Below are 18849 nucleotides of genomic sequence, written 5' to 3'. Positions count from 1 at the left end.
GACCTCAAGACAGTGAAAGAAGCCGGGCGGCCTGCGCCACGACGGCGCGCGGGTCCTTGGCCAGCAGGTCGGTGCCGACCTCGGCCTGCAGCCGGTCGGTGGCCGAGAAATGCGACAGGCCGACCAGCTCCAGCTGCGTCGCCAGGCGGCGCAGCCCGGCCAGCGGCAGCGACGACATCAGGCGCGTCACCCGCCCCGACACCGGGACTCGCCGGCGCACCGGCGGCAGCGCAAAGGCTTCGCCCAGCGCGCTGCGCACTTCGTCGAAGCTGATCGGCCGCGCGTAGCCAATGTGCAGCGGGCCGCGCACCTGGCTGCCAGCCTGCAGCCGGTGGCACAGGCGCAGCATGATGTTGGCGTAGTCGTCCACGTCGATCACCGACCAGCGCTGCGCGCCGCTGCCCAGCGCCAGGCCGCGCCTGGCCAGCCGCAGCAGGCCGGGCAGCGTGGCCGCGTCACCGCGGCCCAGCACGAAGCGCGGGCGCAGCAGGTAGGCGCCAATGCCACGCGCCTGCGCCGCGGCCAGCACCAGTTGCTCGGCCGCCAGCCGCGAGTGCGCCAGCGCGGTCTGCGGCGCCACCGGCGCGAGCTCGTCCACGCCCTCTTGCGCGGCCTGGCCCAGTACCGACAGCGAGCTGCCATAGACAATGCCCTGGCACGAGGCCGGCAAGGCAGCCAGCAGGCGCCGCGTGCCTTCCACGTTGACCGCTTCGAAGCTGGCCGCGTCGCCCACGTTGTGGTTGGCCAGGTGCACCAGCACATGCGGCCCCGCGGGAAAGAGCTGTTCGGCAGCGCCATCCGCCAACGCCGGCAAGGCGCCGATGACTGGCGTGACGCAGGCACTCGCCACGCGGCTGCCCTCGCCTCGCACCAGCGCCCGCGCGCTGACGCTGCCGGGCGGCTCGGCGGCCAGCCGGCGCAGCAGCGCGCTGCCGGTGAAGCCGGTGGCGCCGGTGATGGCCAGCGCCAGCGGGGCCATGCGCGCGCCGCTCACCACACCAGCGGCAGCAGCCGTGGCCGGCCCTGGCTGAATTCGCGGTAGCCGGCCAGCGTGCTCATCAAGGCCTTTTCCTCGACCAGGATGCGCAGCACCACCGCCGGCACGAACAGCAGCACCAGCAGCGCGGCAGCAGGCCAGCTGAAGAAGAACAGCACCAGCCCCAGGTGGGCGAAGATCATTCCGGTGTAGGCCGGGTGGCGCATGAAGCGGTAAGGCCCGGTGTCGACGATCTGGTGGTCGCCGCGCAGCCGCACCCGGTGCGAGTAGAAGCGGCCCAGCTCGCGGATCGCGTTGAGCCGCCACAGCACCGCGGCGACAAACAGCACAAAGCCGCCGGCCGCCTGGGCGCCGATGGCCTGCTGGGCCGGCGCGAGGGCAAGCGCCGCCAGCACCGTGACGGCCCGGCCGAAGGCATACAGCTCCAGCGTGCCGCGGTCCAGCCCGGTCTGGCCCTTGCCGATTTCACCGACGGCCACCCGCGCCTCCACCGCCAGCCACAGCAGGTAGGCGCCGACAAAGGCAAAGGCCAGCAGCCGCGCCGGATCGGCCCAGGCCGACAGCCGCCACAGCGTGAGCACCAGGATGGCAGTGACAAACGAGATCGACAGGATCAGCGGCAAGCGCTCTTGCAGATGTTTCATGGGGGCTCCGGTTCGGTGGGGTTGGTCAATACAGCCCGGGCAACAGCAGGGCGGGCACGCGCCGCGCGTAGGCGGCGTATTCGGGCAGCAAGGCCATCAGGCAGCGGTCCTCGACCAGCGTGCGCATCAGCACCGCGGGCGCCCACAGCAGCGCGAGTGCGGCCAGGGACCAGGGGTTGAAGAAGACCAGCGCAACACCGGCATGGGCCAGCAGGGTGCCGAGGTAGGCCGGGTGGCGCAGGCGCGCATACAGCCCGTGCTCGACCAGCGGCAGCGCCGGCACGCGGATGCGGTGGCTGTAGGCGGCACCCAGTTGGCGAATGGCCGTGGTGCGCAGCGCGATGCCCAGCGCCATCAGCGCCAGGCCAGGCAGCGCGGCCACGGCCATCACGTGGCTGGGCGGGATCAGCGCGGCCAGCAGCAGCGTGATCTTGGCGGCGGCGGCCATCTCCATCGTGCCGCGGTCATGGTCGGCCGTGCGCTTGCCGACCTCGGCCACCGACACGCGCGACTCCCAGCCCAGCCAGCCGGCATACAGCGTCACGGCCGCCGCGCAAAAGCCGGCCTGCAGCGTGGGCCCGAGCTGGTACAGCCTGTAGCCGCACAGCCCGCCGATCAGCACGAAGCCGCCAACGGTCAGCAGCAGCGGCATGGCCGCGCGCAAGGCCTTGCCACGGGCCGCAGCCGCCGCAGTCGGCACGGAAACCTGGGTCATGCACTCTCCTGGAAGTCTTGCGCGCCGGTGGCCACCAGGCCGCGCTGGAACAGCCGCACCGAGCGCGGCACCTTGTGGGGCGACAGGTAGCCGCGCGCAAACGTGACCAGGTCCTCGCCCTGGATGGCCGCGCCTGCACGCAGCACCACCGAGGCGTCGACGCGTTCGCCGCGCAGCGGGTCGTTGCGCACCGAGGCGCGCGCGTCGGCCACCAGCGGATGGCGACGCAGCACCGCCTCGATCTCCGGCAGGTCCACCATCTGCGCCGCGCTCTTGGTGAAAGGCATGGCCCGGCCGTCGAAATGCAGGTGGCCCTGGGCATCGAGGTGGCCGAGGTCGCCGGTGTGCATGCGGCCGCCCTTGAGGAAGCGCGCGGTTTCACGCGGCCGGCCCAGGTAGCCCTGCATCAGGCAGGGCCCGCTGACGACGATCTCGCCGACCCGGCCGGCCGGCAGCGGCTGGCCTTGCGCGTCCAGCACCGCCACCTGCACACCACCCCGCAGGCCACCCTGCAGCGGCAAACCCAGCGAATGCGGCTGTGCACTGCCGCGGAAATTGGCACACACCAGCAAGGCCTCGGTCAGCCCGTAACCCTGGCTGGGCCGCACGCCCACGGCTTCTTCCACCTCGGCCATGGCCTCGGGGCTCATGTGGCTGCCGCCGGTCACCAGCAGCAGCTCGGGATGCAGCGCGCCGGCCTTGTGCCGGCCCGGCGAGCGCGCTTGCGCCACCAGCAGGCGGTAGATGGTGGGCACCAGCGAGGCACATTCGACCTGCCGCCGGCTCAGCAGCGCCAGCACATGGCGCCGCCCCGAGCCGGTGACCACGATCACATGCGCGCCCAGCGACAGCGGCGACAACACGCTGGCCAACAGCGCATAGATCGGGTGCAGCGGCAGCAGCGCCAGATGCACCGAGCCGGCCCGCACGCCGGCACTGGCCAGCAGGCCTTCGATGCAGGCGCCGTAGCTGGCATAGCGGTGCAGCACGCCCAGCGGGTAGCCCAGTCCCTTGTAGGTGAAGTGGCAGCTGACCAGCGGATTGCCCGGCGGCGGCTGCAGCGCGCAGCGCCGGCCCTGCTGTTGCCCCACCCACTGCGCCAGCACCGCCACGCGCACGCCGTCAATCGCCTGCACCACCGGCGCCTGGCCCTGCAGCAGCAGCGCAAAGCCCACGCTGGGGCCCAGCACGCGGGCCAGCATGCCGGCCTCGGCGACGATCACGCCCTTGGGCCTGGCATCGGCCAGCACGGGGGCGAGCTCGAAGGGCGTCAGGTCTTCGGCCACCGGCACGAACAAGGCCGACAGCGAAGCCAGCGCGTAGAACGCCGCCACCAGCTCCGGGCAGGCCGGCAGGGCCACCAGCACCGCGTCGCCCTCGCCCACGCCCAGCGCCTGCAAGGCCGCGCGCACATCCTCGATCAGCCCCTGCAGGCCGCGGTAGCTCAGCACCTGGCCGCTGGCTTCCATCTCGATGGCCGGCGCATCCGGCCTGATCTCGACCTGCGCCAGCAGGCGTTCGATCGGGCCTGCGGGTACTGCCGGACTTGCCGCGACGGCCGTCATCCCGCGCTCCGTTCCAGCACCGCAGCGCCGGCCTGCGGCGCCGGCTCGCGGCCGCGCTGCTGCTCGTAGGTGCCGGCGTCCACCACCTGGGCCTTGATCAGCACCTCGCCCAGCACCCGCTCGCCCTCCAGCAGCACGGTGCGCACGTCGGCCAGCGTCATCGTGTCGACCTTGCGCAGCGGCTGTGGCTGCAGGCGGTAGGCCAGGCTGGCCGCGCGAGGGGCCGGCTCGGCCAGGCGCAGCTCCAGCGCCAACAGGTTCATCGGCAGGCCCAGCGGAATTCCCATCACGCCGTGGGCGCCCAGCATCACCGCCTGGCGCGCGGTCTCCAGCAGATACAGCGGGCCATGGAAGCCTGGCGCGCCGTGCGCGAAGCGGTGGCCGGCCGGTGGCGGCACCAGCGCCGTGTCATGGCCACGGGCGCCTTCGGCCAGCGGCCCGACCAGCACGTTGGCCGCATGCCGCTTGTGCAGCAGCTGCGGCTGGTCCACCGGGCGGACCGGCGCCGCGATGCCCACCGGCAGCAGCGGCGGCGCACCCAGCTCGATCTCGAAGCTGCCCACAGCCTGGCCGTGCTGCAGCACCTGGCCGCCAAAGCACAGCCCACCGGCCCGCGGCAGCAGCTCGATGCGCACCGCATGCTGCTTCTCGCAGAAGCGGCGGAACTTCAGCGCCAGCCGGCGCACCCAGTGGCCGGGCGCGCGGTGCAGGGCCAGCTGCACGATGCCTTCGACCATCAGGATGCCGGGCACATGGTCCAGCGCATGGTCGAAGAAATACGGGTCTTCCTCGTCCACCCGCAGCTCGGCGGACAGGCCTTGCGCGGTGCTGGCGATGGCTTGCAGCACGCCGAAATCGGGCATGGCCACGGCCGGCGGCAACGCAGGCACCGACATCGGCACCAGGCCCGGCCGCAGCGCCGCACCCGGCCCCTGCAGCAGGTCCAGCGCGCGGCGCTGGGCAGCGAAAAACGCCTGCAAGGCCTGGCCGGCCTGCTGGGCCCAGCGCGCCGCCGATGCGCCCGACTCAGTCGCCGGCGAGGCCGGCAAGCTCACATCGGCCGCGCGGCCATGCGGCGCAAAGCAGATCTCCAGCGGCAGCTGCGGCTGGCGCGGCACGGCGCTGAACGCCGCATCCTTATCCAGCACCCAGGCCTGCACCGGCTGGCCTTGCCGGCAGACCTCAATGGTCACGCGGCGCTCGGGCGCCAGCAGCGCCTGGGCCAGCAGCTCGACACCGGCCGCCTCGGCCAGCGCGGCCTGGTGCAGCTCGCAGCGCAGCCGCAGCGCAATGGTGGCCAGGTCCAGCCCGGCCTGCGCGCAGGCCGCCGGCAGCGCCAGCCCCGGCGCCAGCGGGCGCAGCAGCGCCAGCAGCGGCTCGCCCGCCGCGCGGGCCTGGGCCTCGGTCTTCAGCAGGAACAGGCCCACACCGTCCTGCGCGCCGGCTTGCTGCGCCTCCAGCGGGCTCTTGACCTGCCGCGCCGCGCCCAGCACCAGGGCCTGGCAGCCGCCGGCCAGCCAGCGCGGCGCCAGCCGCAGCGAGGTCCAGAAACTGCCGGGCTCGCCGGCCAGGGTTTCGTGAAAGCCGCGCAAGTCCAGGTGATAGGCCGGGTAGCCGGAGCACATGGTCGGCAGCGCCGAGGCAATCGCTTCGATGCTGGTTTCCGGCGCGTCGGCTGCGGCGGCCCGGTCGGCGAACAGCGCGGCGTATTTGCGCGACAGCCGCAGGCTCATCTCGCCGCCGAGGTTGCTGGTCAGCACGATGCCGGTGGCCGCCGAGCCGCTGCTGCCGGGATGGCGGGCCAGCAGCTCGCGGGTCAGGTGGGTGGCCAGCAGTTGCAGCGGGTCCAGCCGGCGCAGGAAGTTCGGGCCCATGCGCAGGCCTTGCGCGTCCACCCGCAGCGTGGCCGGGAAACGGCCGGCGGGCCACTCGCCGCCGCGGGCCGCCACGGCCAGCGAAGCGGCACCGTTCACGCTGGCGAAGGCGGCCTCGAAGTCGACGATGGCCAGGGCCTCGGCGGGCGCGGCAGCTTCGACGGCGACGGTCCCCGCGGCCATCGTGGGCGCTTCCTCCAGCACCACATGCGCATTCGCGCCGCCAAAGCCGAAACCCGAGATGCCCACCCGCATCGGCCGGCCCAGCTCGCCCAGCACCTGGGGTGCGGTGGCCAGCGTCAGCAGCGTGTCGGCCAGGCCGGCATGCGGTGTGACCGGCAGGTGCGGCGGCAGCGTGCGCGTGGCCAGCATCTTCAGGCCCTTGATGACCGAGGCGATGCCGGCCGCGGCCAGCGTGTGGCCGATCAGGCCCTTGACCGAACCGATGGGCAAGGGCCGGTCGCGGCCGGCGCCGAAGAAGGCCTGCAGCGTGTGGATCTCGGTTTCGTCGCCCACCGTGGTCGCCGTGCCGTGGGCCTCGACGTAGTCCACCGCATGCCGGTCCAGGCCGTCGAAGGCGCGCTCATAGGCCAGCCGTTGGCCATCGGCACCTGGCGCGAAAACAGAACGCTCGGCGCCGTCGGCCGCCAGCCCCACCGCGCGCACCAGGCCCACGACCTGCCGGCCGGCGGCGCGCGCCAGGTGCAGCGGCTCCAGCACCAGCGCCGCAGCGCATTCGCCAGGCACGATGCCGGATGCATCGGCGGCAAACGGCGCAATGCGCGAGGCCGGCGACAAGGCCATCAGCTTGGAAAAGCCGATGAACAGGAAGGGCGGCATCAGCACGTTCAGGCCCAGTACCACGACGGCCCGCGCCTGGCCGCTTTCGAGCAGCCCGGCGGCCAGGTCCAGTGCATACAGCGAGGAGGCGCAGGCCGTGTCCACGGCCAGGCGCGGGCCGCCCAGCTCGGGCGCCAGTGCGGCCAGCTGGGCCTCGGGCGCATGCGCCGGGCCGGCGGGCGCGGCCAGGCCCAGGTGCTGCGCCGCGTCGTGGCCGAAGTAGCTGGGGGCGCTCCAGGAAGTGGCCGCGACCAGGGCCACGCCGTCCAGCAGCAGCGGCTGGCCGGCGCGCGCGGCGTCGGCCAGCGCGGCGCGCACCGCGTGGCGGCCGGCACGCACCTGCGGGTCGGCGCTGTCGCCATCGCCGGCCTCGGGCAGCACGATCGTGAAGGCCGCGTCGGCATAGGCGCGATCCGGGGTGCCGGGCGGGCCGAGGTAGCGCGCCCGCGGCACGCCCCAGCGGCCTTCCTGCGACTCGGCCTGGGCGACCTGGGCCGACAGGATGCACTGCCAGAAGGCCTCCACATCATTGGCACCGGGGAACAGGCCGCCCATGCCGGTCACTGCCATCGGCGGGCGGCGGTTGGTTGGCTCAGGCATGCACACCCTCCTCGGCCAGCGCGACCTGGGCCGGCACCGGCGTGGCATCGCCGTTGAGCGCATAGTCCAGCGTCGCCTCGGGGGCCAGCAGCACCCAGGGCTCGTCCTTGTCGCCCCGCGCCAGTTCGTCCTGCAGCTGGGCCACGCCCTGCGCCGTGCTGATGCCAGGCAGGCCCAGCCTGGCCATCTGCCGCACCAGCGAGGCCGAGGCCAGCCCGGCCTCGGACCAGACCGACCAGAGCAGCGCCCGCACCGGGTAGCTCGCCTCGGCGTTCCATGCCTCGGCCACGGCGCCCAGCACCTCGTTGGCCGCCACGTAGTCGACCTGGCCCGGCGTGCCGGCATGCACGCTGAGCGAGCTGAACAGGAAGGCAAAAGCCAGCGGCTCGCCCTGCAGCAGTTCGCGCATCAAGGCCACCGATTCGGTCTTGCTGCGCAGCACACGACGGAACGAGGCCACCGTCTTCCTGGCCAGCAGCGCGTCCTCGGTCACGCCCACGCCGTGCACCACGCCGTGGATGGGTCCGCAGGCCTGGCGGATGCGCGCCAGCGTGGCCACCATCTGCTCGCGCTGCGTCGCGTCGGCCGCTTCGTGGTGGCAACGGCCGCCAGCCTGGGCAATGCGCTGGCAGGTGGCGAACACCGCGCGCTGCCTGGCCACGCTGCGCAGGCGCTCGCGCAGCCGTTCGGCCGCCGGCCGGCCGCTGCCGTCCGGCGCCGCGTGCAGCTCGGCGATCAGCAGCGCGCGCAGCGCCTCCTCGGTGCCGGCTTCGGGATAGGGGTAGGCCGCCGGGCAGGCGGTGCGGCCGATGATGGCGATGCGGCACTGGTAGCGCGCCGCCAGCGCCACCGCCACCTCGGCGGTGATGCCATCCCCACCACCGAGCAGCAGCAGCGTGGACGACGGCCCGAGCGCCGGCGGCCGGGCCGGCCGCAACTCGCTGGGGCGGGCCTGCAGGCTGTGCTGGAACAGCCTGCCGCCGCGCAGCACCAGGTCCTGTTCGCTGGGGCCGGCACAGAACACGTCCATGGCGCGCGCCAGCAGGCCGGCATCCATCGCGCCGGCCGGCAGGGCCGCGTCTTCCAGCCAAAGCGAACGCACCCGCGTGGCCGGCCACTCGCGCGCCAGCGTGCGGGCCACGCCGCGCGAGGCCGTCCAGGCCGGGCCGGCATGGGCGCTGCCCAGCACGCCAAACCAGGCCAGCTCTCGCTGGCACAAGGCCTTGGCCAGCACAAAGGCGCCGGTGGCCGCGGCTTCGACGCCGGCCGACCAGTCGGTATCAGAATCGGGCTGCGCGAGTCCGCTGCCGGCCACGAACAGCAGCGCGCTGGCGCCGGCGGGAGCCGGCAGCGCCGCGGCCAGGCGGTCCACTTCGTCCATGCCGATGGGCGGCAGCTCCGGCTCGCTGCTGGGCCTGAAACCGGTGGCCGAGACATGCCAGGCATCGACCGCCACGCCGTGGCCCAGCAGCGTGGCGTGCAGTTGGTCGAACAGCGGGCCGGCGGCGCCGGCCAGCAGCACATGGGCCGGCCAGGCCGCGTGCGCCGGCAGCGGCACCGGCAGCGCCACGCGAACGTGGCGGCCCAGCCGCTCTGGCTGGCCCTCGGCGTCTTCCAGCCCCAGCACCCGGCCGCACAGCGCCAGCAGGCCGGCGACCGAGCTGGCATGCACCAGCTCGCGGCCAGCCACCGCCAGCGCCGGCCGACGCTGCACCAGCTCGTCGCACAGCTCGGCACGGGTGAACACGTCCAGGCCCAGTTCGCGCTCGAAGTCGGCGTCGGGCGCGATGGCGTCCGCCGCCAGGCCCTTGGCCACCGCAATGCGGGCGACGATCTCGTCGCGCAGCGCGGCCAGCGGCCCCTGCACCCCGGGCACCACGGCCGGTGCAGCACGGGTCATGGCCACAGCAGCTTTCGGCGCCGCCACGACCACAGGCCTGGGCTCAGGCACCGGCGGCTCGGCCACTGCCGGTGGCATGTCGCCCAGTGAGGCGATCAGCGCCACGGCGTCCGAGATCCTGCGGCACTGGCGGAAGGCGTCGCGCTGGCTGTCGAGCTGCGGGAATTCATCGACCAGCGCAAACCAGACCTCGGCCATGGTCAGCGAGTCCAGCCCCAGTTCGCCTTCGAAGTCGCTGTCAGCCCGCACCATGGCTTCGGGGAAACCGGTCAGGTTGGCGATCATCGAGCGAAACCAGGGCTCGCTGCCGGCCGGGGCCGCGGGCGTCAACGGTCCGGTGACCAAGGGCGGCACAGGTGCCTCATGTGTGTGTGCAGGCGTTGGCGCCAAGACCGGCGGTAGCGATGCGGCCGATGCCGCCGCCGGCAGCGCCGCTTCCGCAACAGGCCGGCCCAGTACCGCCTGCTGCTGCGTCTGCAGGTAGCTCTCCAGCGCCTGCTGGTTGGCCTGCACCAGTGCCGTGAACAACTGCTGGCGCTCGCCGGCCAGGCTGCCTGCACACAGGTCCACCAACGAGGACTGTTGCTCGAAGAAGCGGGTCATGACCCGGCCGTTGACGTCGAGGAAGTGGTTCAGGGCATTCACGGGCGGAAGCGGCGGGAGGGCCGTGGCAAGAGGTGGGGAAGGCAGCAGGCGCGCGGCGGCCGGCGGTGACGTGAAGGCCGGAACGTCCAGCGCAAAGTCCCGCAGCGCAGGTCGCAAACCGAGCGAGACCAGGCGCGCCAGCAGTTGCAGCAGGTGCTCGCGCGGGTCGGCATTGCCGGGGTCGCAGGCCAGCGCCACATGCGGCCTGTCCTTCAGGATCTGGCCGGCCAACTCGGTCAAGGTCCGGCCGGGGCCGACCTCCACGAACACGCGTGCGCCCAGGGCGTGCAGGTGCTCGACCGAGGCCTGCCAGCAAACCGGCGCCTCGACCTGGCGCGCCAGCAGATCGCGCACCGATGCGGCCGAGGCCTGGTGCGGCCGGGCGCTGACATTGGCCAGCACCGTGAGGCCGGCCGGCGGCTGCACCGGCGCGGCGGCCAGCACCGCCTGCCAGCGCGCGGCGGCGCTGGCCATCAGCGGCGAGTGGAAGGCGCAGGCCGTCTGCAGCCGCGTGCAGCGCAGGCCACGGGCCCGCGCCAGCGCCTCGACACGCGCCACCGCCGCGAGCTCACCCGAGACCACGCCCTGGCGCGGGCTGTTGCGATTGGCCAGCACGGCCCCCGGGCCGGCCTCGACCAGCAGCGCCTCGATGCTGGCGGTGTCGGCCAGCAGGGCCAGCATTGCGCCGGCTGCCTCGTCGCCCGCCTCGCCCAACAGCTGGCCTCGCGCCACGCTGAGCTGCAGCAGCGTGGCGGCGTCAAAGGCGCCGGCCAGCGCCAGTGCGGGCAGCTCGCCATAGCTGTGGCCGGCCGCAAAGCGGGGCGCCAGCCCGAGCGCCAGCAGCGTCTGCGCCAGCGCGATCGAGACCAGCCCGATGGCCGGCTGGGCGTGGCGGGTGTCGCGCAGCGCGGCTTCGGCGGTGGCACTGCGTGCGGCGTTGATCAGCGCGCGCCAGCTGCCGTCGGCGTCCAGCGCTGCCACACGTTCGGCGAAGCCGGGTAACACCTCGTTCAGCGGCGCCAGCATGCCCAGGGCCTGGCTGCCCTGGCCGGGGAACAGGAAGGCCAGCGCCGGTTCGCCCGGCGGCGAAGGATCGAAATACAGGCCGAGCCGGGCATCGGCGATGGCGTGGCCGGGCTGCAGCGCCGCGGCAGCATCGGCCAACAGCCGGCGCAGCGCTTCGGGGTGCGCATCGCGTACCAGCATCACGGCCGCGCAGGTGCCGGTTTCGTCGGCCAGCGAGGCCAGCGAACGGGCACCGCTGGCGACCTCCGCCAGGCGCTGCCGGATCTGCCCGGCGTGTTCGCCGCGGACGCACAGCAGCGCCGGCAGGCGGGACTCCAACCCTCTCATCTACCACTCCCTTTTGATTGAGGGACCTTTGGAAGCGAGACAGCTACTTCGAGGCCTTCCTGGCGCGTACTGCTGTTTACAGGGTAGTCACATGTTCGTCACAAATCTGTCTCACGTCACCCTGATACCTAGGGATGAAACGCGTCAGCCCCCTAGAAAAAAGTGGAATGTGTCATCTACATGACGCATGCGAGAGTGCGACTTCGCACGCCAGCCGTGCATACGGGGTGCTGTATGGCACCCGGGCCAGCGCCAGGCGGACGGCCGGACGACGGCACCAGCGCATGCCCTACAGTCCGGCCGATGCACGACTTTTCCGCCCTGCAGCTGGACACGCCGCGCCTGTTGCTGCGCCCACTCCAGCCCACCGACGCGCCCGCGCTGTTCGCACTTTTTTCCGACCCAGAGGTGATGCGCTACTGGAGCAGCGGCCCATGGACCGAGATGGCGCAGGCGGACGCGATGATCGCCAGCGACCAGCGCCAGCTGGCCGAAGGCAAGGCGATCCGCCTGGGCCTGATCCGGCGCAGCGACGAGGCCATGATCGGCACCTGTTCGCTGTTCAGCCTGGTGCAGGACAGCCGGCGCGCCGAGCTTGGCTATTCGCTCGCGCCTCACGCCTGGCGCCAGGGCTACGTGCAAGAGGCCGTTGGCGCACTGATAGCCTGGGCACTCGGTCCGGCGCTGAACCTGAACCGGCTGGAGGCCGACATCGACCCGCGCAACGTCGCCTCCGGCCGCAGCCTGCTGCGACTGGATTTCCAGTGCGAAGGCCTGCTGCGCGAGCGCTGGTTCGTCGCCGGCGAGGTGTCGGACACGGCCATGTACGGCCTGTTGCAGCGGGAGTGGCTGGCCGCCCGCGCAGCCTCGTGATACGGTCACCCCTCTGTTTTCACTCGAACCAACAGGAGACCACCTTGCAGATCAAGTTCAGCAGCGTGCCGGTGGACGATCAGGACAAGGCCCTGGCGTTCTACACCGAGGTGTTGGGTTTCGAGAAGTGCGCCGACATCCCGATGGGCCCGCAATACCGCTGGCTGACCGTGACGGCGCCGGAAGGCATGGCAGGCGTGGAGCTGGTGCTGGAACCCATGGGCTTCCCGCCGGCCAAGGTCTACCAGCAGGCGCTGTTCGACGCCGGCGTTCCGGCCACCGCCTTCATCACCAGCGATGTGCATGCCGAGAAGGCCAGGCTGGCCGCCAAGAGCGTGCGCTTTCGCGGCGAGCCGGTCAACATGGGGCCCATCATCGCGGTGATGTTCGAGGACACCTGCGGCAACCTGATCCACCTGGTGCAGCCGCTGGTGGCACCGCCAGCGCCCTGACGCATGGGCGCCGCCGAGCTGCAGGCCACCGAGTTTGTCGAGGCCAACGGCACACGGCTGGCCTGCAGCGTGCAAGGGACTGGCCCGGTCGTGCTGTACGCGCATGGCCTGTTCTGCAGCCGCGCGGTGGACAGTCAGCGAGGGCTGGTCGATTTTTCTCCGGTGGCCGAGGCGGGTTGCCGGCTGGTGGCGTACGACGCCCGCGGCCACGGCGACTCGCGCGGCGGCGAACGGGCCGAGGCCTTCCGCTGGTCTTCGCTGGCCGACGACCTGCTGGCCCTGGCCGATCACTTTTCGGCCGGCGCACCGGTCTCTGTCATTGGCCTGTCCATGGGCACCGGCACTGCGCTGCATGCCGCACTGAAGCGGCCCGCGCGCTTTCGCAAGCTGGTGCTGACAGCACCGCCCACCGCCTGGCACACCCGCGCGGCGCAGGTTCAGGTCTACCGGAAGCTCGCGGCCGTGGCCGCCAGCGGCAAGGTGGCGCTGCTGGAAAAAGCAGTGGCCATGGCCCCGGTGGCGCCCATCTTCGCCAACAGCCCACGCTCCTCGCCGCTGGAAGCAGTCGCACTGCCAACGCTGCCATTGGTGCTGGCCGGCGCCAGCGCTTCGGACCTGCCCAGCGAGGCGGTACTGCAGACCCTGCACACCCCCACGCTGATCCTCGGCTGGGCCACCGACCCGGCGCACCCGGTGTCCACCGCCGAAACGCTCGCCGCGCTGCTGCCCAACGCGCAACTGCACGTCGCCCAGCACATCGCGGAGATCGCCACCTGGGGCGATCAGGCCGCGCGCTTCCTGCAAGGCTGAGGCCACGCATGCTGGCCGCCACTGGCCTCCTACACTGCGCCGTCATCACAGGAGGCACACCACCATGCGCTTGCAACCGATCCTGACCCTGCTCACCGCGACCGCGGCAGCCGCCCTCGCCGGCTGCGCCAGCAGCCCGGCACCCACGCCGCCCAACGTGCCCTTGGCACTGCAGCCGCCAGCGGGTCAGGTGCTCTACCTCGAAGCCTTGGCCACCGGCGTGCAGATCTACGACTGCAAAGCCAAGGCCGATGGTGGGGCCGAGTGGGTGTTCAAGGCGCCGGAAGCCACGCTGGCCGACCGCGCAGGACGTGCGCTGGGCAAGCACTATGCGGGGCCGACCTGGGAGGCGCTGGATGGCAGCACGGTGGTGGGCGAGGTCAAGGCCCGCGACCCGGGGCCGGATGCGACCGCCATTCCCTGGCTGCTGCTGGCGGCCAAGGCCAACACCGGCACGGGGCTGTTCGCCAGCGCAACAAGCATCCAGCGCGTGGCCACGGTGGGCGGCCCGGCGCCGGCCGCGAGCGGCTGCACCGCCGCCAGTGTCGGCCAGGTGGCGCGCGTGCCTTACACCGCGAGCTACTACTTCTACCGCGCCGCGCCTTGAGCCGCGGGGTGGCCAGCCACCATCAAAAAGGGCGACCCCGCAGGGCCGCCCGAACTGGTTTTTCAGCGCCGCTGTTGCAAGCGACCTGACCCAGGGTCCAATCGACAATCAGTTCACTTCAGCAGCAGGTTGGGCAGCCACATCGAGAACCCTGGCACGTAGGTGACCAGGCCGAGCGCGACGATCAGGCCGCCGTAGAACGGCCAGATGGTCTTCATCACGGCGCCGACCGAGATCTCGCCGATGGTGCAGCCGACGAACTGCGTCGTGCCGACCGGCGGGGTGTTCAGGCCCAGCGCGCAGTTGATCAGCATCACGATGCCGAACTGCTCGGTGCTCATGCCGAACTGCTGGCAGATCGGCAGGAAGATCGGCGTGCAGATCAGGATGGTGGCGGCCATGTCCAGGAAGGTGCCGAGCACGAACAGGATCACGTTGACCCACAGGAAGATCACCCATGGCGAGCTGCTCACCTGGCTCAGCATCTGTCCGGTCAGCTCGGCCACGCCGTACAGCCCGATCAGGTAGCCGAACATCGACGAGATGCCGATCAGCAGCAGCACGGTGCCTGTGGTCTTCACGGCCTTGGCAGCGGCCTTGAAGAACTGCTCACGCGTCAGCTTGTGGTAGACGATGGCCGACAGGAACAGTGCCCACAGCACCGCCACCGAGGCCGACTCTGTCGCCGTGAACGCGCCCGAGAGGATGCCGGTGATGATGATCAGCACCACGGCCAGGCCAGGCACCGCAGAGCGGAACGAGGACCAGACGATGGCCCAGCCCGGGAAGGTGCCGGCCGGGTAGCCGCGCTTGACGGCCACGCCATAGGCCGCGGCCAGGTTGCACAGCGTCAGCAGGATGGCAGGCACGATGCCGGCAAGGATCAGCGCCGCAATGCTGACCTTGCCGCTGGCGGCCAGCGTGAAGATGATCAGGTTGTGCGAGGTTGGCATCAGCGCGCCGACCAGCGAGGCATGCGTCGTGACGTTGACCGCGTAGTCGGCGTCGTAGCCTTCCTTCTTCATCTGCGGGATCAGCACCGCGCCCATGGCCGACACGTCGGCCACCGGCGAGCCGGAGACGCCGCCGAACAGCGTGCAGGCCAGCACGTTGCTCATGCCCAGGCCGCCGCGCACATGGCCGGCCAGGCTCTTGGCCAGGCCCACGATGCGGTCGGCAATGCCGCCGTACATCATGATCTCGCCGGCAAAGATGAAGAACGGGATCGCCAGGAACGAGAACGGGTTCATGCCCGAGATCATTTGCTGGAAGCCGACCGCCAGCGGCAGGCCTTCGTACAGCAAGGTGGCCAGCGAAGACAGGCCGATGGAAAACGCGACAGGCACGCCAAGCAGCAGCAACAGCGTGAAGCTCACGCAAAGAATGGTCAGTGCCATGCCGGCTCCACCTCGGTACCGCGCAGCAGCGCAAAAATGTGTTCCAGCGAGAACATGGCCACCAGCACGCCGGCCAGTGCCGGCGGGGCGTACTTGAAGGCTTCGGACAGGCCCAGCGTGGGGATCTTGTAGCCCATGACGGACTCGGCCAGCAGCGCGCACTGCCAGGACATGATGATGCCGAAGACCAGCACCAGGCCGTGGATCAGCAGTTCCATCTTCAGGCGCAGCCAGTCCGGTGCCAGCACCAGGAAGGACTCCAGCCCGATGTGGCCGGCGTCCCGCACGCCCACCGCCATGCCCAGCATGGTCACGTACAGCACCAGCAGCACCGCGCCGCTCTCGGCCCAGGTGGGCGTGTCATTGAAGACGTAGCGGCCAATGACCTGGTACAGCACCGCGACGATGAGCAGCACCAGGCCGCTCACGCCGATGACCAGGCAGCCCCGGGCAATGCCGGTGCACAGCCGGGTGTACAGCTCGAAAAAGCCGCCGGAGGGCGGCGCGGCGACGGGAGCGCCGTTGGGAGGTGGCATGGGACGGGCCTGGCTCATGATGGAAACAACTTTGACGGCAGCGGCGTGAGGAGGCGTTGGCTTACTGGGTGGCCTGCACGCGGGCGACCAGGTCCTTCAGGTGCGCGTCGGTGATGAACTTGTCGTACACCGGCTTCATCGCGCCCTGGAAGCTGGCCTTGTCGACCTCGATGATCTGCGCGCCGCCAGCCTTGATCACAGCCAGCGACTTCTCTTCACGCTCGTCCCAGATCTTGCGCATGAAGCCGACCGATTCCTTGGCGGCCGCGCGGATCAGCTTCTGGTCGTCCGGCGTCAGGGTGTCCCACACGCGCTTGGAGAACAGCAGGATTTCCGGCGCCATCGAGTGCTCGGTCTTGTTGAAGTACTTGGCCACTTCGAAGTGGCGCGAGCTTTCGTAGGACGGGTAGTTGTTCTCGGCACCGTCCACCAGGCCGGTCTTCAGCGCGGTGTAGACCTCGCCGAAAGGCATCGGCGTGGCGTTCGCGCCCATGGCTTCCAGCAGCGAGACCCACAGGTCGCTCTGCTGCACGCGCACTTTCAGGCCCTTGGCATCGGCCAGGGTCTTGACCGGCTTCTTGACGGTGTAGATCGAGCGTGCGCCGGAGTCGTAGAAGGCCAGGCCGACATAGCCCTGGGATTCGCAGTCCTTCAGGATCTCGTCGCCAATCGCGCCGTCCAGCACCTTGCGCATGTGCTCCTTGCTGCGGAACAGGAAGGGCATCGTCGGCACCATGGTCGCGGGGCAGATGTTGTTCATCGGCGCAACATTGACACGCGTCATCGCGATGGCACCGAGCTTGGTCTGCTCGATGGCATCCTTCTCGATGCCCAGCGCGCCCTTGGCGAAGACCTTGATGGTGAGACGTCCGTTGGTGGACTTGCTGAGGGTCTCGCTCATGTGGCGCACGGCCAGCACGGTCGGGTAGTCCTCGGGGTGGATGTCGGCCGAACGGAATTCGACGGCCTGGGCGCCGGTGGCGGCCAGCAGCAGGCTGGCAGCGGCCAGCAGGGTGCGATGGAAGAAGGTCATGCGCTTGTCTCGGTGTTGGTTTGTGGGGGCGGAGAAAGAGGAACAGGAATCACACGGAATGGCGGCTTCAGGCCACCGGCGCCGAGCAGGGCCGCTCGGCCAGGCCTTGCGTGCCGGGCGACAGCACCAGCACCGCGCCGTCCAGCGAAGCGTCGAAGCCGGGCGCTGGCTTGGCCGGCGTGATGGAGGCGACAAACAGCTGGTCCAGCTGCGGGCCGCCGAAGCTGCACATCGAAGGCTTGCTGATGGGCAATGCAATGCTGCGGTCCAGCTTGCCATCCGGCCGGAAGCGGTGCACCTGGCCGGCGTCGTTGCCGCAGATCCAGTAGCAGCCGTCGACATCGATGGCCGCGCCGTCGGGCCGGCCGGGGTGCTGCGTCATGTCGACGAACAGCTCGCGGCCGCCGCGCGGCAGGCCGTCGGCGTCCAGCCTGTAGCGCCAGATGGCCTGCACGCTGGGGTGGCTGTCGGAGATGTACATCATGCGGCCGTCGGCGCTGAAGGCCAGGCCGTTGGGCGTGATGAAGCCATCCATCAGCGGCGCGCTCAGGCCGTGGCTGTCCCAGCGGTAGAGCTGGCCGGCCGGGCTGGCCAGCGCCATGTTGCGCACCATGGTGCCGGCCCAGAAACGGCCGTCCCGGTCGGCGCGGCCGTCGTTGAAGCGCATGCCGGGTTGCGGGTGGGTGACGCTGGCCAGCGGCAGCGTCTGCAGCTCGCCACCCGGCTGTGGCAGCAGCGCGGCCAGCTGGGTTTCCAGCCCGCCGATCAGCCCGCCTTCGGTGCGCAACGCGATGCAGGCCAGCCGCTCGGGCGTGGACCAGTGTTCGATGCGGCCACTGGCCGCGTCCCAGCGCCAGAGCCGGCAGGCATCGATGTCGACCCAGTACAGCGCCTGTTCGGCCACGCTCCACAACGGGCTCTCGCCCACCTGGTGGCGCTGCGGGCCCAGCACCTCGATGTTCAACGCCATGCCGCTCAGCCCTCGAACGGGCCAGTGCGCACGAAGGCGCCGCCCTGGTACAGCGCGGCAGGATCGCTCAGGTCGATGGTGGGCTGGCGCGCCTCGATGGCGGCGCGATAGGGCTCGGAGCTGTCCTGCGGGCGATAGCCCAGGTGCGCGGCCCCGCGGTTGTCGCACCAGGTGCGCAGGTTGTCGGAGACACCGTAGACGATGCTGTGGCCGACCACCGGTGCCGACAGGCAGGCCATCACCAGGCGCTCCAGGTCGTCGTAGCTGAGGAAGGTGTTGAGCATGCGGCGGTCGCGCGGCTCGGGGAAGGAGGAGCCGATGCGCAGGCAGGCCGTCTCGATGCCGTAGCGGTCGAAGTAGAAGCGCGACAGGTCTTCGGCAAAAGCCTTGGACACGCCGTACAGGCCATCGGGCCGCGCCGGGCTGTTGACATCCAGCACCTGGTCCTGGCGATGGAAGCCCATCACATGGTTGGAACTGGCCAGCACGATGCGCTTGACACCTTGCTTGCGCGCCGCTTCGTACAGGTTGTAGGCACCGACGATGTTGGCCTGCAGGATGGGGTCGAAAGGCGCCTCGACCGACACGCCGCCCAGGTGCACCACCGCGCTGACACCTTCGAGCAGTTGCAGCATCGCGGCCCGGTCTTCCAGGCGCACCGGCGCGAGTTCCTCGCCCTCGCCGGCTTCGCCCAGGTCGGAGATGTCAGACAACCTGAGCTGGTCGCAATAGGCCTTCAGGCGCGGGCGCAGCACCTTGCCCAGGCCGCCGGCGGCGCCGGTCAACAGCAAACGGGGAAAACGCAACGAGGTGGCAGGGGTGGCAAGCATGTGGGGAAACGATCTCGGGAAACTTGGCGCTACGGATGTGTCGTCTGATGTCATCCGTTGTCGTACAACATGGTCGGAAATGCGTGAGCGCTTGTCAACGACACAAGGCAAGGGTTTCCCCGCGATTCGCTGGTTTACCCCGAGACAAAACCGGCCGCCCATCGGGCCACTGTTCCCAGGTAAAAACCCAGCCAGCACGCTGAAACTG

At 70.9% G+C, this 18849-nt stretch carries 15 protein-coding genes; 4 read left to right on the top strand and 11 right to left on the bottom strand.

Features of this window, described 5'->3' with window-relative positions; translation table 11 throughout:
• Nucleotides 1–4: 4 nt before the first annotated feature.
• The 6 genes from LRH25_RS08565 to LRH25_RS08540 are packed head-to-tail and all read right to left on the bottom strand — an operon-like array spanning nt 5 to nt 11133.
• On the bottom strand, nt 5–994 hold the full coding sequence (locus LRH25_RS08565; RefSeq protein WP_231010888.1) for an NAD-dependent epimerase/dehydratase family protein: 990 nt from the start codon (nt 992–994) through the stop codon (nt 5–7).
• Nucleotides 991–1641 carry a methyltransferase family protein gene (locus tag LRH25_RS08560; RefSeq protein WP_231010879.1) on the bottom strand — a complete coding sequence of 217 codons (651 nt, stop codon included), beginning with the start codon at nt 1639–1641 and terminating at the stop codon, nt 991–993. Before LRH25_RS08560 ends, LRH25_RS08565 begins: the two co-directional genes overlap by 4 nt.
• A gap of 25 nt (nt 1642–1666) precedes the next feature.
• A complete protein-coding gene (locus LRH25_RS08555; protein WP_231010876.1) occupies nt 1667–2356 on the bottom strand; it encodes a methyltransferase family protein in 690 nt (229 codons plus the stop codon).
• A complete protein-coding gene (locus LRH25_RS08550) occupies nt 2353–3921 on the bottom strand; it encodes a class I adenylate-forming enzyme family protein (RefSeq protein ID WP_231010873.1) in 1569 nt (522 codons plus the stop codon). The genes LRH25_RS08555 and LRH25_RS08550 overlap by 4 nt, the downstream gene beginning before the upstream one ends.
• Nucleotides 3918–7235, bottom strand: a complete 3318-nt coding sequence (locus tag LRH25_RS08545; RefSeq protein ID WP_231010864.1) for a polyketide synthase family protein — start codon at nt 7233–7235, stop codon at nt 3918–3920. The genes LRH25_RS08550 and LRH25_RS08545 overlap by 4 nt, the downstream gene beginning before the upstream one ends.
• Nucleotides 7228–11133, bottom strand: a complete 3906-nt coding sequence (locus tag LRH25_RS08540) for an acyltransferase domain-containing protein (RefSeq protein ID WP_231010862.1) — start codon at nt 11131–11133, stop codon at nt 7228–7230. The genes LRH25_RS08545 and LRH25_RS08540 overlap by 8 nt, the downstream gene beginning before the upstream one ends.
• A gap of 303 nt (nt 11134–11436) precedes the next feature.
• On the opposite strand from LRH25_RS08540, the gene LRH25_RS08535 reads away from it, so the two are divergent.
• The 4 genes from LRH25_RS08535 to LRH25_RS08520 all read left to right on the top strand — a co-directional run bounded on the left by LRH25_RS08535 (nt 11437) and on the right by LRH25_RS08520 (nt 13875).
• A complete protein-coding gene (locus tag LRH25_RS08535; protein ID WP_141290762.1) occupies nt 11437–12006 on the top strand; it encodes a GNAT family N-acetyltransferase in 570 nt (189 codons plus the stop codon).
• A 44-nt stretch (nt 12007–12050) separates the two neighbouring features.
• Nucleotides 12051–12458 carry a VOC family protein gene (locus LRH25_RS08530; RefSeq protein ID WP_141290760.1) on the top strand — a complete coding sequence of 136 codons (408 nt, stop codon included), beginning with the start codon at nt 12051–12053 and terminating at the stop codon, nt 12456–12458.
• Nucleotides 12459–12461: 3 nt separating this feature from the next.
• Nucleotides 12462–13268, top strand: a complete 807-nt coding sequence (locus LRH25_RS08525; protein ID WP_141290758.1) for an alpha/beta fold hydrolase — start codon at nt 12462–12464, stop codon at nt 13266–13268.
• Nucleotides 13269–13332: 64 nt separating this feature from the next.
• The gene (locus tag LRH25_RS08520) at nt 13333–13875 is read left to right on the top strand and encodes a DUF3455 domain-containing protein (RefSeq protein WP_231010854.1); all 543 of its coding nucleotides are present in this window, start codon (nt 13333–13335) and stop codon (nt 13873–13875) included.
• A 113-nt stretch (nt 13876–13988) separates the two neighbouring features.
• Here the strand turns inward: LRH25_RS08520 and LRH25_RS08515 are convergent, their stop codons facing one another.
• The 5 genes from LRH25_RS08515 to LRH25_RS08495 all read right to left on the bottom strand — a co-directional run bounded on the left by LRH25_RS08515 (nt 13989) and on the right by LRH25_RS08495 (nt 18641).
• Nucleotides 13989–15272, bottom strand: coding sequence for a TRAP transporter large permease (locus LRH25_RS08515; protein WP_141288185.1), 1284 nt, complete (start codon nt 15270–15272; stop codon nt 13989–13991).
• On the bottom strand, nt 15263–15751 hold the full coding sequence (locus LRH25_RS08510; protein WP_141288192.1) for a TRAP transporter small permease: 489 nt from the start codon (nt 15749–15751) through the stop codon (nt 15263–15265). The genes LRH25_RS08515 and LRH25_RS08510 overlap by 10 nt, the downstream gene beginning before the upstream one ends.
• A gap of 118 nt (nt 15752–15869) precedes the next feature.
• Nucleotides 15870–16841, bottom strand: a complete 972-nt coding sequence (locus LRH25_RS08505; RefSeq protein ID WP_141288186.1) for a TRAP transporter substrate-binding protein — start codon at nt 16839–16841, stop codon at nt 15870–15872.
• A 67-nt stretch (nt 16842–16908) separates the two neighbouring features.
• On the bottom strand, nt 16909–17811 hold the full coding sequence (locus tag LRH25_RS08500) for an SMP-30/gluconolactonase/LRE family protein (RefSeq protein WP_141288187.1): 903 nt from the start codon (nt 17809–17811) through the stop codon (nt 16909–16911).
• Between the two features lie 5 nt (nt 17812–17816).
• Nucleotides 17817–18641, bottom strand: coding sequence for an NAD-dependent epimerase/dehydratase family protein (locus tag LRH25_RS08495; protein WP_141288188.1), 825 nt, complete (start codon nt 18639–18641; stop codon nt 17817–17819).
• Nucleotides 18642–18849 lie beyond the last annotated feature (208 nt).

Source organism: Ideonella azotifigens, assembly GCF_021043325.1.
GTDB lineage: Bacteria > Pseudomonadota > Gammaproteobacteria > Burkholderiales > Burkholderiaceae_C > Ideonella > Ideonella azotifigens.
This window is presented reverse-complemented; position numbering and strand designations above follow the sequence as displayed.